The sequence below is a fragment of the Primorskyibacter sedentarius genome (genome assembly GCF_004342065.1).
GTDB classification, from domain to species: Bacteria; Pseudomonadota; Alphaproteobacteria; order Rhodobacterales; family Rhodobacteraceae; genus Primorskyibacter; species Primorskyibacter sedentarius.
Window position 1 is genome coordinate 49008 of sequence record NZ_SLZU01000022.1, and the last position, 14462, is coordinate 63469.

At 56.4% G+C, this 14462-nt stretch carries 12 protein-coding genes; 6 read left to right on the forward strand and 6 right to left on the reverse strand.

The annotated features are described in order from the left end of the window. Nucleotides 1-827: 827 nt before the first annotated feature. Genes EDD52_RS19810 through tnpC form a run of 6 tightly spaced genes read left to right on the forward strand, consistent with a single transcriptional unit; the run spans nt 828 to nt 4920 of the window. Entirely contained in the window at nt 828-1748 is a 921-nt protein-coding gene (locus tag EDD52_RS19810) for a hypothetical protein (RefSeq protein ID WP_132248233.1), read from the forward strand. A gap of 41 nt (nt 1749-1789) precedes the next feature. Next, nucleotides 1790-2092: a hypothetical protein gene (locus EDD52_RS19815; RefSeq protein ID WP_132248235.1), complete on the forward strand. Its 303-nt coding sequence runs from the start codon at nt 1790-1792 to the stop codon at nt 2090-2092. Nucleotides 2093-2096: 4 nt separating this feature from the next. After that, complete coding sequence (locus tag EDD52_RS19820) at nt 2097-2525, forward strand: hypothetical protein (RefSeq protein WP_132248237.1); 429 nt, start codon at nt 2097-2099, stop codon at nt 2523-2525. A 32-nt stretch (nt 2526-2557) separates the two neighbouring features. Beyond that, entirely contained in the window at nt 2558-2968 is a 411-nt protein-coding gene (tnpA, locus tag EDD52_RS19825) for an IS66-like element accessory protein TnpA (RefSeq protein ID WP_132248239.1), read from the forward strand. Then, entirely contained in the window at nt 2962-3315 is a 354-nt protein-coding gene (tnpB, locus tag EDD52_RS19830; protein ID WP_132248241.1) for an IS66 family insertion sequence element accessory protein TnpB, read from the forward strand. The genes tnpA and tnpB overlap by 7 nt, the downstream gene beginning before the upstream one ends. Nucleotides 3316-3369: 54 nt before the next feature. Continuing rightward, nucleotides 3370-4920, forward strand: coding sequence for an IS66 family transposase (gene tnpC / locus EDD52_RS19835; protein WP_132248243.1), 1551 nt, complete (start codon nt 3370-3372; stop codon nt 4918-4920). Nucleotides 4921-5057: 137 nt separating this feature from the next. Here tnpC and EDD52_RS19840 read toward each other — a convergent pair whose 3' ends face one another. From EDD52_RS19840 to EDD52_RS19865, 6 genes are all read right to left on the reverse strand, one after another. Further along, nucleotides 5058-6785, reverse strand: a complete 1728-nt coding sequence (locus EDD52_RS19840) for a vanadium-dependent haloperoxidase (protein WP_132248245.1) — start codon at nt 6783-6785, stop codon at nt 5058-5060. Nucleotides 6786-7205: 420 nt separating this feature from the next. Continuing rightward, complete coding sequence (locus EDD52_RS19845) at nt 7206-7715, reverse strand: hypothetical protein (protein WP_132248247.1); 510 nt, start codon at nt 7713-7715, stop codon at nt 7206-7208. A gap of 49 nt (nt 7716-7764) precedes the next feature. After that, nucleotides 7765-9237, reverse strand: coding sequence for a trypsin-like serine protease (locus EDD52_RS19850; protein WP_132248249.1), 1473 nt, complete (start codon nt 9235-9237; stop codon nt 7765-7767). Nucleotides 9238-9241: 4 nt separating this feature from the next. Next, nucleotides 9242-11938 (reverse strand): phosphatase PAP2 family protein, encoded by a 2697-nt coding sequence (locus tag EDD52_RS19855; protein ID WP_132248251.1) that lies wholly within the window; start codon nt 11936-11938, stop codon nt 9242-9244. Nucleotides 11939-11950: 12 nt separating this feature from the next. Continuing rightward, nucleotides 11951-13648 carry a tetratricopeptide repeat protein gene (locus tag EDD52_RS19860; RefSeq protein WP_132248253.1) on the reverse strand — a complete coding sequence of 566 codons (1698 nt, stop codon included), beginning with the start codon at nt 13646-13648 and terminating at the stop codon, nt 11951-11953. Continuing rightward, a complete protein-coding gene (locus tag EDD52_RS19865) occupies nt 13645-14100 on the reverse strand; it encodes a hypothetical protein (protein WP_132248255.1) in 456 nt (151 codons plus the stop codon). The genes EDD52_RS19860 and EDD52_RS19865 overlap by 4 nt, the downstream gene beginning before the upstream one ends. Nucleotides 14101-14462: the final 362 nt, after the last annotated feature.

Genomic DNA, 14462 nt, shown 5'->3' on the forward strand with positions numbered 1-14462 from the left:
TGCGAAGTCACGAACTTCGCTTTGCGAAAGCAATTCGCACAAGCGTTCCGCGCCGGTCCTGCCCTGCGGCGCGAAGCACAACTCGCCGATGCTGGGCGGTGTCGCCGCGGGAGGTTGCGACCGTTTCCATGATGAAAAACGGCGCGGAAGGTCGCGTGCGCGGCAGTGCAACATTTCGGGTTTGGTGCAACATTTTGTTGCACCGGGGGTAAAAACGGGGGCAAACAGGCCCCAAACAGAGAAAGACGGAACAGATGGCTGCGCAGGTAAGCCCAGTAAAACAAGGAAAACCGGGTGTCTCCCGCGCCGCTCGCCTATCGGTTGCACCCATGATGGATTGGGAAGATTAAATAATTATTTTGATAACTTAAATGGGGTCGTGTGCACTCAGTGTTCAGCTTTAAATCGCCCCGGTTCGCGTCTTGTCGAACGTTTGGCGGCAGCGCGGGTTTGGTCAATTTGAAACAGAGCGGAGCCAGTACGGCTTGGGGGCTTCATTATCCCGGCAACTAGATGTCGGTATTTGTTCTGGACCACGCCGGTCAGAGATGGCGCGAGTTGAAGGCAGGCTTGCGGCACTCAGGATGATCGTCAATTCCCCGACGCGAACCACCTTGATACCGCTCCGCGTGACTGCCCGCTTATGTCAGGGCCAATACTGTTACTGAAGTTATTGGGGGCGCGGCGCGCATATTTTGCAGTCATCACCTGTCTTTGGCCTTTGGATCTTAGGGATCACGGTGCACTCACGCAGGCGATTTAGGCTGCGTGACGGTCCGGTCCAGACCCTTTCTTAGGACTGTAGTCGCTGCGAAAGGAAGCCACTTATGAACATCTATCTCGATATCGCCATTGCTCTGATTTCGTTGTTTTTAATTCTTAGTCTTTTCGTCACGGCTTTGACCGAGGCCGTCGCGACCCTTTTTAAAACGCGTGCAAAGCATCTTTCCCACGCTCTGAAAACCCTTCTGAATGATGATGAATTCAGGTTGAGTTTCTACAAACACCCACTGATTTCTTCCAACGACGCGCTAAAAGGCGATCGTATCGCCGAGCGATGGAAACACCCTTCCTACGTGCCGTCTGTGGCATTTGCCAAGGCACTTTTCCAAGCCATTGTTGAGGCTCAGGGCGAAACAGCACCGCTTCCCCATAACGCGGCGGACATGCGTACGAGCGTGGCACAGATCGCCAATCCCGCGCTTCGTAAAAAGCTATTGGCCCTTGTCGATCAATCCCACGAGACATTGGACGATGTGCGCATGGAATTCGCAAACTGGTTCGACACGGCGATGGGCTATCTCAGCGGTGGTTTCAAGCGCCAGCAACAGGCGATTTCCTTTGTCATCGCCTTTGGCGTTGCCGCCATCTTTAATCTCGACGTGATCGGTTTAAGCGCAGATCTGGCGAAAGACGACGCGTTGCGGCAGGCAATGGTTGCCCAAGCCGTAGAGACGGCCGCGTCCGACGGGCCGATGGAGTTCACTGAATTGGACAAGGCTCTGGATGCCCTTAATATTTTCGCCCTTGGTCATGACACTAAGCAAGGTTTTTGCACGGTTCTTGCGAACGTCTCGCTTACCCAGATCTTTGGTTGGTTGGTCGCCGCCTTTGCGGCAACCCTAGGTGCTCCGTTCTGGTTCGACCTGCTGAAGCGCTTTGTGAACATTCGCGGTGCCGGGACCCGACCGCAAGATAACGGGTCCGCCATTTCCAACGAGAACACATCAAAAGGAGATTCCCAATGATAATTGCTAAAGGGCAATTCACCGGTCGCGGGGGGCATACGATGCGCGGCGGCTATTCTGTTTCTGAGGTCGCAGGCTTGCAGACTTTTTCGACCACTGCCGATTTCTTTTTCGACGGCGCGCCGGAGCCGGGCTTTGCTCTCTCACCGGACGGAGTTTTGAGCCATAGTCATGCCCTGTCGTCCGATTTCCTGCGCCTTTTGCCGAATGTCAGCAATTCCGGGGTTGTGACCGCGCCGCTGCCGTCCGGTTTTGACATCCGCGAGCAAAAGACCGTGTTTCTCTGGTGCTATTTTGCCAGGTTCTTGCTTGGGGATGCGCCGGTTGTGCTGGTCGGGAATTGATGCCATGCCAGACATTGTTTTCGACGAGAAGGTCTATGATGCACCTGCCGTTCTGTTTCTGAACGATCTGACAGAGCGGATGGTCTTGGCATTTGCCAGAGCGGGGATCATCAAACTATCCGCTAGCGGTATGAGCCTTGAGGATGAAGATGTTTGCTATGAGCTTTTGTTTTCATTCCTAATCGTGATCGAGGGTTTAAACAGGCTGCAAGCCAGTGACGGGACATATCTTCCGACCATCGTCTTTGCACAATTTACTGATGGGATTGGCCCGGCACCAAAGCCAAGCAGCGCCCTTAGTCTGATTGGGACTGATGTACGCACAAAGTTTCATGGCGACCTGGACGCTGCAATCATACAAAACGCGGCACGAAAGGTTGGTAAGCGCTGTCTGCGCCCCGCATTGCCGACGGGATCAGCCATTGCGAGGTGATACGCATCCGAAGAGAAGGAGTGCGTTTCGCAATGTTCGCAAAGAGTTCGTTTCTCACAGCGTTGGGTGTTGAAGTCTTCGCCTCGGGGCAGAGGCGTTGGCCGGATCATGTGAAGGCGCAGGCGGTGGCCGAGACCCTGGAGCCCGGGGCGACGGTGTCGGGTGTCGCGGCGCGCTACGAGATCATGCCGAGCCAGCTGACGGCGTGGCGACGGCTGGCTAAAGAGGGCAAGCTGGTTCTACCTGCGGTCGAGATCGATGAACCGGTTTTCGCACCTCTGGTCGTCCGCGATGAGATCAAGGCAGCCTCTGAAGCTGAACCGCCCCGCGCCGATGCGCCGATCAGGATTGTCCGGGGCGCTGTCGTGATCGAGCTTGCGCAAGATGCGCCCGCCGCCCGGATCGCCGAGATCGTCCACGCCTTGGAGGCGCATCCATGTTGATGCCCTCGCAGGGTATGCGGATCCTGGTGGCGACGAAGCCGGTCGACTTCCGCAAAGGACACGATGGCCTCGCAGCCCTGGTCCAGTCGACGCTGGCCGAGGACCCGTTTACCGGCACCGTCTTTGTCTTCCGCGCGAAGCGCGCCGACCGGTTGAAGATCCTGTTCTGGGACGGCAGCGGGCTGGTGATGGCGTACAAGCGGCTGGAGGAAAGCACCTTCACTTGGCCTGCGATCCGCGACGGGGCCATGACCCTGAACCGGGCACAGTTCGAGGCCCTGTTTGCCGGCCTGGACTGGCGCCGGGTGCGGTCGCTGGAGGTGCGCAGGCCAGCTGTGGCAGAGTGACTCGGCCCGTTGAATGACCGGGCGCGGTCGGGTGGGATGCGGTATCATCCGGCCATGTCCAGCGCCCCGCCCATCGACCTGTCCGCCCTCCCCGAGAGCCAGCGCACCGCCGTTCTGGCGGTGTTGCAGGAGCGCGACGCCCTGAAGGAAGCGAACCGGCGGCTCGAGCATCTCGTCGCTGAACTGAATCATGTCGTGCATGGCAAACGCTCCGAGAAGCTGAGTGAAGACGACCGGCAACTGGCCTTCGAGGATCTTGAAACGGCTGTCGCGGAGGTCGAGACCCGAAAGGAACAGGCCGCACCCCCCACCAGAACCCCGGGCCTGGTACGGCAGCGCAACCTCGGCCATCTGCCCACGGGCTTGCCGCGCATCGAACGCGTCATCGAACCCGCGAGCCTCGATTGTCCCTGCGGCTGCGGCCGGATGCACCGGATCGGCGAGGATCGGACCGAGCGTCTCGACATCGTTCCCGCGCAACTCAGGGTTCTTGTCGACATCCGGCCGAAGTATGCCTGCCGCACCTGCTCGGACGGGGTCACGCAAGCCGTCGCCGCGCCCCGGCTGATCGAAGGCGGGCTGCCCACCGAAGGTGCTATCGCGCATGTGCTGGTGTCCAAGTTCGCGGACCACCTGCCATTTTACAGGCAGAGCCAGATCCTGGCGCGCTCCGGCATTCAGATCGACCGCAGCACTCTGGCGGATTGGGCCGGCACCGCGGCCTTCCACCTCGGCCCCGTGGTCGACCGACTGTCCGAACACCTGAAGGGGTCGACCAAGCTGTTCATGGACGAAACCACCGCCCCGGTGCTGGACCCCGGTCGGGGCAAGACCAAGACCGGCTACCTCTGGGCTCTGGCGCGCGATGACCGGGGATGGGGTGGCGGTGACCCACCCGGCGTGGTCTTCACCTACCAGCCCAGCCGCGCCGGCGCGCATGCCGAGCAGATCCTGCAGGGCTTCGACGGCATCCTGCAGCTCGACGGCTACACCGGTTATGACCGGCTGACGCGCCCCTCCCGCAAAGGCGGCGCGCCGATTACGGTTGCCCATTGCTGGGCACATGTGCGCCGCAAGCTCAAGGAAGTCTTCGACCGCGACGGTTCCGAGATTGCCGCCGAGGGATTGCGCCGGATCGCCGAGCTCTATCGCATCGAGGCGGAAATCCGCGGCATGGGCCCCGGCCAACGCCTGTCTGCCCGCCAGGCCCGCAGCGCGCCCCTCGTCGCCGAGTTCGGCGATTGGCTGCAGGCACAGCGCCTGCGCATCTCGGCCAAATCCCGGCTCGGCGAGAAGCTGACCTACATCCACCGGCATTGGCCCGGCCTGCAGACTTTCCTCCACGACGGCCGCGTCGAGATCGACTCCAATGCCGTCGAGAACCTGATCCGCCCGATTGCGCTCACGCGGAAGAATACTCTCTTCGCCGGCCACGACGAGGGCGGCCGTACCTGGGCCCGCATCGCCTCCCTGATCGCCACCGCGAAGATCAATGGCGTCGAGCCCTTCGCCTACCTGAAGGCGACCCTCGAAGCCATCGCTGCCGGCCACCCAGCCAGCAGCATCGACGAACTCCTGCCATGGAGCTTTAACCTGTCAAGCTGATCGTGCGTGCTGCGGTGACAGCGCTTACAAAGGTTGCGTCGGACGCCTGATCTTTTGACACGAAAAAAGGCGCCGCCCAGATGTCTGGGCGGCGCTTTAGTGTTCATTGTTCTAGCGAGGCGTTTTCGTTGAACGCGTTAGCCCGCGCTTGCGATCCAGTTGCTTGAATTATCGAAAAACAGGTTTTCCAATTTGGTGGTCTTTGGGTCAGGGAACTTGTCAAACTCGGCCACATCGCGGGTCCACCATGCGTCACTGTCAACATGCGTCCCATTGCTGTCCCAGATCTGGCGGGTGATATTGCCCTTACCATCGGTAGAGATCCGGATCGAATCCGCATCGAAACTTCTGAGATGCATTGCAACAGGTTCGGGATGCGCTACCAGGTGCTCTTCTAGCATCCCAATGGCCACACGTTCGCCCATCCGCAGACTGTCGTAATAGTCGGTGTAGAAATGGACCCCGGCAAAATCGCGACCGATGGCGATGTTGGCGGCCAGTTTGTTCAATTCCCCCTCGATCCTCAGCGGCTTACCGGCTGTCGCAGGTGCCAAATTGCCCGCAGCATTGCCCTGCCAGATATCATTAAGGTCGATCTCTGACATCTTCTTCGGCTCCAGCTTCATCATGGTTACGGTGTCCCCGGCCATCGACGCGCCATCATAAAGGTCAAAGAAGGCTTTGAGCACCGTCGTGCAAGCCCCGGCCACGGTCGCATGGCCCGCACCATAAGCTGGGTGCATGGGAGAGCCCTCGGGAAAGGCCATCGGCAAGAGATAGTTCTTTTTCTCGTCGATCACCGATTTGTTCTGAAGCTCCTTACCGGCGTCTGTATGAGTATATCCAGGGGTCCCGGTGTTGCGATCTGCGTTCAGATCGTTGATCCATTCCAAGATTGGGGTGACATCTGTTGCGCCGCCTTTCAGCCCCAGTTCACTTAACATAGAACTCATGGGCGTTTCAGCTGACCCGAAAACTGCGGTCCCCTTGTTTGCGCCAAGTGCGACCATCGCGGCCAGCCGTTCGGGGCGGGCTCTGCGGTGGATCTGGAACTTTTGCCGCCGAACCGCGCGTAAGGCACGGGTGGCCACCTCGGTCATTTGCGACAGGATGTGAGGCCCGCCGAACGTCGCGAAAGGATCGCGCGTCTTGCAGCCATTGGGCTCTGGGAAGCCTGGGTCGCCACCGGCACCTTTTCCAAGCAAAATCAAGCAAGCAACAAAGTAAGCTTGGTACAATTGATCAATGTGCACATACGTCGCCAGATCCCGTGGCGTGCTGATGTAGCGCGCAGTGCCCGAGGAAACTTCCAGAGTTTTGACGTTTGTTCCGTTCTGCACGGCAAGCCAATCGACCCATTGCGTCATCCAGTCAGTTCCCGCTTTGTAGCTGGTGACCCTTTGGCTAATGCTTTGCGCACCAAAACCTACGTCACTTTTGGAATTATTTGGATCTGTCCCTTGCAGCAGGAACTGCGAGATATAGGGGCCGTTTTTGCAACCGGGCGACGAACCGCGAAACAGCGTGTCCGCCGTAACAACTGGGCTGCCCAGCCCGCGTGCATTCTGGCGTCGGCGTTCATGTTCGGTGATGCCGCTACCGCTGCCAAGACTTGTGGTGACCGCACTTGCAGATTTGAACCAGTTGAGAGAGTTGATTGCGGCGATCAGGTCTGAAACCTTTGCATTCGTGCCGCCTTTCTTTTTGAATTTAACCTCCCTTCCGTCCGCTTGTTTCATGTAGCACAACGGCTTTGTGTCATCTGCCAAATCGGCAAAGGTCATGTCGCGCACCAATGCCATCGCGTAAACCTCGACCATCTCGGCGCAAAGCTCGGATTCGCCCAGTTTTGGGGCAGGGGCCATGCTGACCAGATCGGGGTCCAGGCCCTGATTGTCATATGCCATGCCAGCCAGCGGACTTTCCCAAAGGCGCATCTCGCCGGATGCTTTTGGCCCTGGTTCAACATAGTGCGTCGTCGCTTTGGGAACCTTAAAGGCGTGATCTGTCTCATCGCCTGATTTTCCAGGCTGTGTCAGCGCCTCGGCAAAGCGATCAAAATCGGCGAGGTTCTTGACGAAACCGGTATCGGGATCATGCTCTAGCCCTTTGCTGAACGCCATTGGCAGTGTATCGGCATAGGCGGTGTTGTCACCGTTGTTGAGCGTCTGATGCGCCTTGTGTTTGAAAGCCTGCGCAACACCCTTTTCACGGCGGTCTTTGGCGGCGTCCTTACGTGGCGTACCGCTGACGGGATAAAGTTCGTTCTTCATTATCTTTTCCTCTCAATTAAATGTTTCGCCTGACCAAGCGCGTTGTTCGGCGTCGAAATGCCAGTTCAGCCCGCTTGTCAGGTTTGGCGGCTCACCACCGTTGGCCAAGCCTCCGGTGGGCCCAGGTATGTGGAAATGCCGTCCATGCGCGCTGACGGCGATCTTGCCGTCTTGGGCGCAAAGGCGTGCATAGCCCTCGCCCGGAAAAAACTGACGACCGATGGTGACCGGGGCCGGAATCGGGAACTGCGAAAACAGATAGACTTCCACGCCGGTGTCGGGCTCCATGTCGATCAGGGTTCCGACAAGGGTATTGTTGCGTTGCAGGTCGCTTGGTGCAGGATGGTTGATGTCTTTGGCCTGCTCGGGCGTCAGCCCGCCTGCATCGCTGATGGCCAGAAAGTCCCCGTTGCGCTCTACAATTAGCCATTCTAGGGCAAAAGCGGTGAGATGGGCTGGCCGGTGAAAAGGGCCACGCGCAAAATCATTACGCATGGCCACTGAGAATTTTTGGGTTAGCATGGATCTCCTCCTTATTTGAGATAAGAGAGATAAACCCGTGAGCGTGAGCCTAGCGTGATATCAAGGACGCAGTTTGTTTCACAAAGCTTTGCACTGGCGGCGTATCTGTGAAAATCACGGCAATCTCTGTCGCGCCAAGCCCAAATTTCTCGGATAAAACGGTGTGCAAGGCATCAGCGACATCGGGGTGCGTCAGATTCTGAAACTTGATCGCGGTCGCACAGCGCAAGTCACCCAGCGGTGGATTCAGGGATTCCGTCAAGATGCCTGCGACTGCAAGTCGGCTGTCGTCCGTACGAACCAGCGCAGGAGATCCACTGTCGATCCCACACGAAAAATTGCGTTTTCCTTGCAAGTCTGGCGCAGCTTCCAACAGAAATTCATGCGCGGCACAATCAGGGCACTCCTCGGCCATGACAAAGTGGTTATATCGTCTAACCCCATGGGCCAGCTCTTTGATCAGGCGACCTGCCGCAGTCGTGACTTGCCCGCCGCCAAATCCCGATGACACAAATGCCACGTCGTCAAAGTCAGCTTCTTTGAGTGATATGATCGGGGCTGTTACCCTCTGTGTGGATAGCAGTGACGCTATACTTGCAGCGGATTGAAAGGGGTCTTCCAGCTCGATCACAGCCAGATCAAAGCTTGCAATCGGCTGTATCGCTCGGCCCTTTCGTGTCAGACTGGTCTGATCTCTATTGTTTGGGCCGTTCATGATCAGCGTTTGTTTCGGATCGAAACCAACGCCATTCGTGATGGTCAGAACATGGTTTGCGGTCAAGACAAATCGGTTGTGAATCAGCACGCCGCTGCCGCGCAGAGCGCCTTCAACTGAAATTGCCACGGTCTGAAACAGACAATCGAACTGGCAAACTGATCCGATATCGCTGGAAACCGAAAAGGCATGCGGAGGTGACAACCCGTCATTGAAAGTCAGAGTGGTGAGGTTTCGGACGTCGGTATCAAACCCTGGGAGAATAGGATTTTTGACATGCAGGAGTATGGAATCGCCATCAATCTCCATTGGAACCGCCAAAGGCTGGCCGTCGATATCTTCTATCATCCAGCCAGACAGCGATATTTGTGTGCTGGTTGGCAGGTTCAGGGCGTCGCGCAGATATTCGGGTTGCAGGTTTGGTGCATCCGGGCGGTAAGTAATGCTGCTGGGCAGATAACCCAGGCCACTCAGTGATTGTATCGCCGCATTGTATTTTTCAGTGAACCCTTCTGGATCGCTCCGTTGGTCTTTCAGCGCTCTCGTCAGGCCTGTTGGGCCGGGGTCTGCGTTCGGAAAAAGAGCCGCCTTGGGAATGTATAATGGCAGTTCCATATCCTGCTCGAACCGGGCAGTTTGGGTCTGATGATTATAGCCCTGAAAAACCGGTGTTTTGTCCAGCTCCAATGATTGTTGCGCATAGTCCTGAATCTGGGCAATTGCCACGTCCGAGAGTTGTGTTTGCGCAAAGCCGGCGCTCGCCCAAAGCGCGGCGACAGCCGCCGTGATCTTGATGTTCAGAGTCATTTCATCACCCCTTCAACCTTAAACTGCCGGCGCCAACTTCTGATTTGCTGCCGAGGGCTTGGCGATAGTTTTCCTCGGTCAGGAGGCGTCGTGCCTCCACACCCCAATTATCCGGCAGGATCGCGGGGGCGATCCGCCCGATTGCGCCAGTGACAATTGCGGCAGCGGCGGAGGTGCCGCCAAAGCCCTCGGCCTGTCCGGCCAGCGAGTAGTTCAGATCCGGATCGGACGAAAATCCTGCGTGGCCTTTCAAGTCCAGCGTGGGGATGGCCGCGCCACCCTTGTCCTCGACAAAGGTCGGGTTCAGACAAGGCGGTTGTGGCGCGTGATCGGCAGCACTTGGGGCAATTAGGGCCAGACCGGCCCCATATTGGCTATAGCGCGCGCGACGCAACATATCGCTGTCTTCTTCCTTGACCCCGGCACCGACATCCTTGACCCCGGCATCGACAACCTTGACCCCGGCACCGACAACGATAATTCCCGTTCCCGCAAATGGATCCTCTGGATCTGTAGAGCCCCAGGTCATCAGATCGACCAGGCCAGGCAAGACGTTCCCCATAAGTGTCAGCATCTCTTGATGTTTTTCGGCGATATCTGCGCTTGTTTCGGCCTCGTTCTCTTTGAGAGCGATGTCATAGCCGAGCGCTTCAAGTAGCATGAATACGGCGAAAACCTGATTCAACGGGTTGGCCAACTGGCGCTTTGTACGGGCATAATCCTCTGGGTTGCCGGGATAAGACAGGCCAGGCTTGCCCATGTTTCCGGCGGGTATCACAATCGGCATCCCATCCGACAATATCATGAGCGACATGATGAATGGATCGCAGGGCGCTTTTTCCAGTGACAGATAGGCTGATCTCAGGCGCGCAAAGGAGACGTTCTCCAGAGGGCCTGATTCTTGCTGTGCCGGTTGCTCTGCTTGCGGCATTGATGCCGACGTTTCAGTCCCCAATAGGCCAAGGTCATTGGCGATTCTATTGAGATCCGCCTCGTTCAGGAATGCTTCGTCGGGGTCAGGGGCCTGAAACGGCGGGCCAATCAGGATGGCTTCCATCCACGACTCTACAAGCGTGTTCTGGACGGTCATATTGTACATGAGATTGGCCAGTGTCAGGCGGTTTTCATGACTATCCGCGAGCAGAGTTGAAATTCTGGCAAGCACCAATCCATGGTTCTGTGAAATCCCTTGAAACGGCACCTCGGGCACTGGCCGCCCGACCATGATCCCGGCCATAGCTGTCCCATGCGCGGTGCCAAAAGATCCAAAGGCAAAAGTGTCGTTGGCGGGCACCGGGTGGTCGAGGTTGTATCGCTGGTTGGCTGGTGCCAACAGGGACGGCCCTGAACTCGCTGAACCGTCATTGGCGGGAGGCGACTTGACCAATGCAGGATGCAGGACATCGACTGCCGTGTCGACGAGACCCAAGACACGATTTTTTCCAAGCGTGAGGGCTTTTCCAATATTTCCCGAAAGCCCGGTATCCTCTTGATACCAAGGCACGCCCACAGGGGGCGACTTTGAACCCGTATTCGGATCGGCGGCACCCAACCGGTATTTGCAATCAGCCGAAGGATCGCGGTGATAGGAGGCAACCGCATCGGCGAACAGATCATAAAAGAGCACCCGGAGAACAGGCAGGACAGCGCGGGCAATGTCTTCGCTGATGGCGCTGTCAGACGGATAGTGCAGGCCGGCGAACTCGCGGTTTTCTGCGATCCGGTCTGCTGTCTCCATCAACCCAATCACGACTTCGCCCTGATCACCGAGCACATCCATCAACCCAAAGGCAACAAGATATGCCTGAAGCGCATGGCCGGATGGATAGCTGTCGTGGTTAGGAACGGGAATCTGTGGGACGATGCGATTGTCCAGCAGAAAGGGTCGTGGCCGCTGGTAGCGTTCCTTGAAATGCGCCACGATAAAATGACCGGCCGTTTCCATCATGCTCGCCACCCGGGCCAGGTTGATGTCAACACCGGCCTCATTGGCGAAGAGATCGAAGAAAGGGGACAGGATATCGTCGACCTGTTCCTCGACCTCTATCATGCGCAATTCGTCGGCCGGTGTCGGGTTGGCTCTGTCGGCAGCAAATCCCAACAGAACGTCCAGATCAGCGCGCAGCACGTCGCCTTCGGGGTATCGATCTGGCAGGAGCGATTTGTTTTCCTTGATGGACTTTGTGTCCAGCGCGCCCAGAATGGCATGGAAATTCTGGTGCAGGCGAGCGACATATTTTGCCTCTTCCACAGCAAAAACATTGGCATCGAAACGCCCGGACGTTTCGACTTCTCCCAATTTCGTTTTGGCTTTGGTTTTTGTCTTTGTTTTGGTTTTGGTTTTTGTCTTAGTTTTCGTTTTTGTCTTTGTGTTGGACAGCAAGCGATCTGAACCATCATCTGCGACGAACAGGTCTTTTGGAAATTGATAGGGATCCGGTTTTGGGTCTATATAAATCTGACCCAGATCCGTCCGTGACCGGACGAGGGGGTCACAGTTTTCCAGCAGCCCGTTTTCGCAATGCAAGCGCTTGTTTAGGATGGGAAAGATCATTGTGCTCTTGCTGGTGACGAACTCGACTGTATTTCTTATCAGCGTCATCAATTCAAGTCGGGGTGTCTGTGCGACGCCCGGCATCGGATATGAAACAAGACAACTGGCCGATGCCGAAATCAAAAAGCTGCGACGACTAAGTTTCATGGAAAGCTCCCTTTAAATTTCTCCGTGTTTCTTTAGAATTTTGACAATGTGTTCTCGGCTGATTTCCGAGGGCAGGGGGTAGTCGTCCCCAAACATCGCCACTGTTGCAAAATCAGGATCCAGTTTGCGCATCCGGTTCATCAAAGACTGCGCCTCGTCGAAGGCACCTGTTTCCAAAAGGCTCGGCACGATGTGACGAATGACGGGCAGAAAATTCGGACGACTGCGTAGAACGGCAGAGGCGACCTCATTGGCGCGGTCAAAATTGCCCATGAGGCTTGCCAACATCACTTCGGTTCCGGCCAGATACTCGCGCATGGGGCTGTATCTTCCCATACGAATGGCCAGTTCACCGAAACGATTTGCGGCCACGAGATTGCCATCGTAAAGTTCGATCATCGCGCGCACATCAGCTGTGAAATGTGACGACGGAGCGATCTCAAGCGCAAGATCGCTGAGTTCCCGAGCCTGCCGGTAATCCCGTTTTACGAAAGCGTGGAAATGGGCCGCGATGTTCAACGCCGAAAGATCATAGGGATCCATATCCAAGGCTTGGATCACCAGAGTTTCCGCGTCTCCTGTTGCCTGTCGTCGATCCCGGTCGTCGACCAGCCGCTCGCCGTTTTCCAGCATTCGACCAAAGGCGCGCCAGCCGAGGACGGCCGCCGTTGGGCGCGTTTCTGCGGCAGTTTTCAGATAAGCAGTTGCCTGACCAACGTCATCGGGGCGCATCGTGAACAGTTTCACCACCGCACCATAAAGGGACCCGTCTTCCGAGTCAGACTGACGGGTCGCGACAAGTCGGCTCACCGTGCTTTCGATAATCGCACCAACCCTTTGCGCAAACTCAAGAACCTCGTCCCGCTTTTCTCCCAGTTCTGCGCCTGCCGGGAAGTTGGCCGAATGGCTGAGCCGACAGGTCCCATCGACAAACCCGCCTATGAAAATCTCGACGTGCTCTCCGATTTCGGACACGCTGACCTGTAGCTCCATATCGGTGTCAACGCACAGATTACCGGCGCGCAGGTCATGGAACTGCACAAAGGAGTTCCAGAAAAAAACATCACGTAAATGATTGGAAACCCAATCTGAAATAACACCCGCCCGATGACTAATTGAATGAAGCCCGGTGTTTCGTAGTGCAACGACCGGTCGTGGCTTCATCAAGAAGGGCGCCATTGGCTCGGCAAGGCTTTGGGTTTCACTCAACGCATAATAATTCGCGCGTTCAACCTGCAGCCAATCTTCGAAATCCTCCGTGCCAAAGCCAGCGTCATCAAAGAATTCCGCCTGCCCATTTGGGGTGGAGTTTGTCCCATTTTCCGTTCTGACCAGCCAAACCGTTGTCTTGTCGGCGACCAAGTAGTCTGCATATTCACCCAGTCTTCGCCGGGTCTGAAGCAAGAGTTGTCGCAAATTCTGGCCGGGATCGCATTTTTCTTCGTCCCAAAGTAGAAACTGCAATGCCGCGCGCGACTTTCGCATTCCAGGTGACGTCAGGAGGATGGCAAGCAACCGCTTGCTCATAACGCTGCCTATGGCAATTTCGGTCTGATCTTCTATCCAAACTCGAAATGAACCGGCCAACGATATATAAATTTTATTGTTAAAATTAGGGCCCATTTTGCAATTTTGCGCTTTAGGGAGTGAAAAACAAGCAAAATGCAACTTCTCTTTAAGTGCAATGTCTGCGTGGGAGTGGGCTTTCATGGCTTGCCTCCAGCCATGAGTATTTCGCCGTTCCACGGTATGTAACTCCCTTTTATGATAAGAGAAACAGGAACATTGAAGGGACCTTCCGGCAGCAGATCAAATTGCGCTTCGAGTCGCAGCGGAACCTCATTCTTGAACTCAAGTTTCACTTCTCCAATCGACGGAGTTATTCGGGCTTCTGGCGCGATTCCGGGGCGGGACGATTGTAGAAGTCTGTATATTTCGATTCCCCGACCCGGCTTGCGATCAAGCTCACCGACGATCATCCGCCTTTCCGAGTTCCGGGGTTTCAGAGCACTTTCCATATTCCAGATCGGTGCAATCGAAACCAAGGCGTGAAATGATCGAACACGGGTCACCAGTGCGAACCGGCTTCGCAACACCCGCGCTTGTGCGACATCGTCGGACAGGCAGATTGAGGATAGTTGCATAGCTACGATTGACGACATCAGATGGCCTCTTTTGAGGAATGTCTGAACTGCTAGCGTGAGCGCATCGTGATAGACGCTTTGGTGGGCGCTGGCCCTCGCGATGATTTCTTCTTTGGTTGAGCCCGTCCGCAATCTGGCGGCGGGACTTGTCAAAGCCTCGGCTAATACGGGGGCCGGAAAACTCTGTGACAAAGTATTTTGTGGATAATGAAGATTTAGGGCGACGGGCTGTTGTGACCTTTGGTGCCAGTCGGAGCTTAATTGGTCAGGTGCTCACTCGGGTGGTGACCTGCTCCCCATCGAGTCCGCTAATTTAGGTTAGCTCTGTTCAGGTTTTGGTCCTTCTTTGACCGGTTAGCATATTCGGTTGGTGTCATTCC

Bases quoted from the DNA above. Each gene is read 5' to 3' on its own strand.
- tnpB (WP_132248241.1), top strand. From the start codon at position 2,962: ATGTTGATGCCCTCGCAGGGTATGCGGATCCTGGTGGCGACGAAGCCG.
- EDD52_RS19855 (WP_132248251.1), bottom strand. From the start codon at position 11,938: ATGAAACTTAGTCGTCGCAGCTTTTTGATTTCGGCATCGGCCAGTTGT.
- EDD52_RS19820 (WP_132248237.1), top strand. From the start codon at position 2,097: ATGCCAGACATTGTTTTCGACGAGAAGGTCTATGATGCACCTGCCGTT.
- tnpA (WP_132248239.1), top strand. From the start codon at position 2,558: ATGTTCGCAAAGAGTTCGTTTCTCACAGCGTTGGGTGTTGAAGTCTTC.
- EDD52_RS19860 (WP_132248253.1), bottom strand. From the start codon at position 13,648: ATGAAAGCCCACTCCCACGCAGACATTGCACTTAAAGAGAAGTTGCAT.
- EDD52_RS19840 (WP_132248245.1), bottom strand. From the start codon at position 6,785: ATGGCCCCTGCCCCAAAACTGGGCGAATCCGAGCTTTGCGCCGAGATG.
- EDD52_RS19865 (WP_132248255.1), bottom strand. From the start codon at position 14,100: ATGTCGTCAATCGTAGCTATGCAACTATCCTCAATCTGCCTGTCCGAC.
- tnpC (WP_132248243.1), top strand. From the start codon at position 3,370: ATGTCCAGCGCCCCGCCCATCGACCTGTCCGCCCTCCCCGAGAGCCAG.
- EDD52_RS19810 (WP_132248233.1), top strand. From the start codon at position 828: ATGAACATCTATCTCGATATCGCCATTGCTCTGATTTCGTTGTTTTTA.
- EDD52_RS19845 (WP_132248247.1), bottom strand. From the start codon at position 7,715: ATGCTAACCCAAAAATTCTCAGTGGCCATGCGTAATGATTTTGCGCGT.
- EDD52_RS19850 (WP_132248249.1), bottom strand. From the start codon at position 9,237: ATGACTCTGAACATCAAGATCACGGCGGCTGTCGCCGCGCTTTGGGCG.
- EDD52_RS19815 (WP_132248235.1), top strand. From the start codon at position 1,790: ATGCGCGGCGGCTATTCTGTTTCTGAGGTCGCAGGCTTGCAGACTTTT.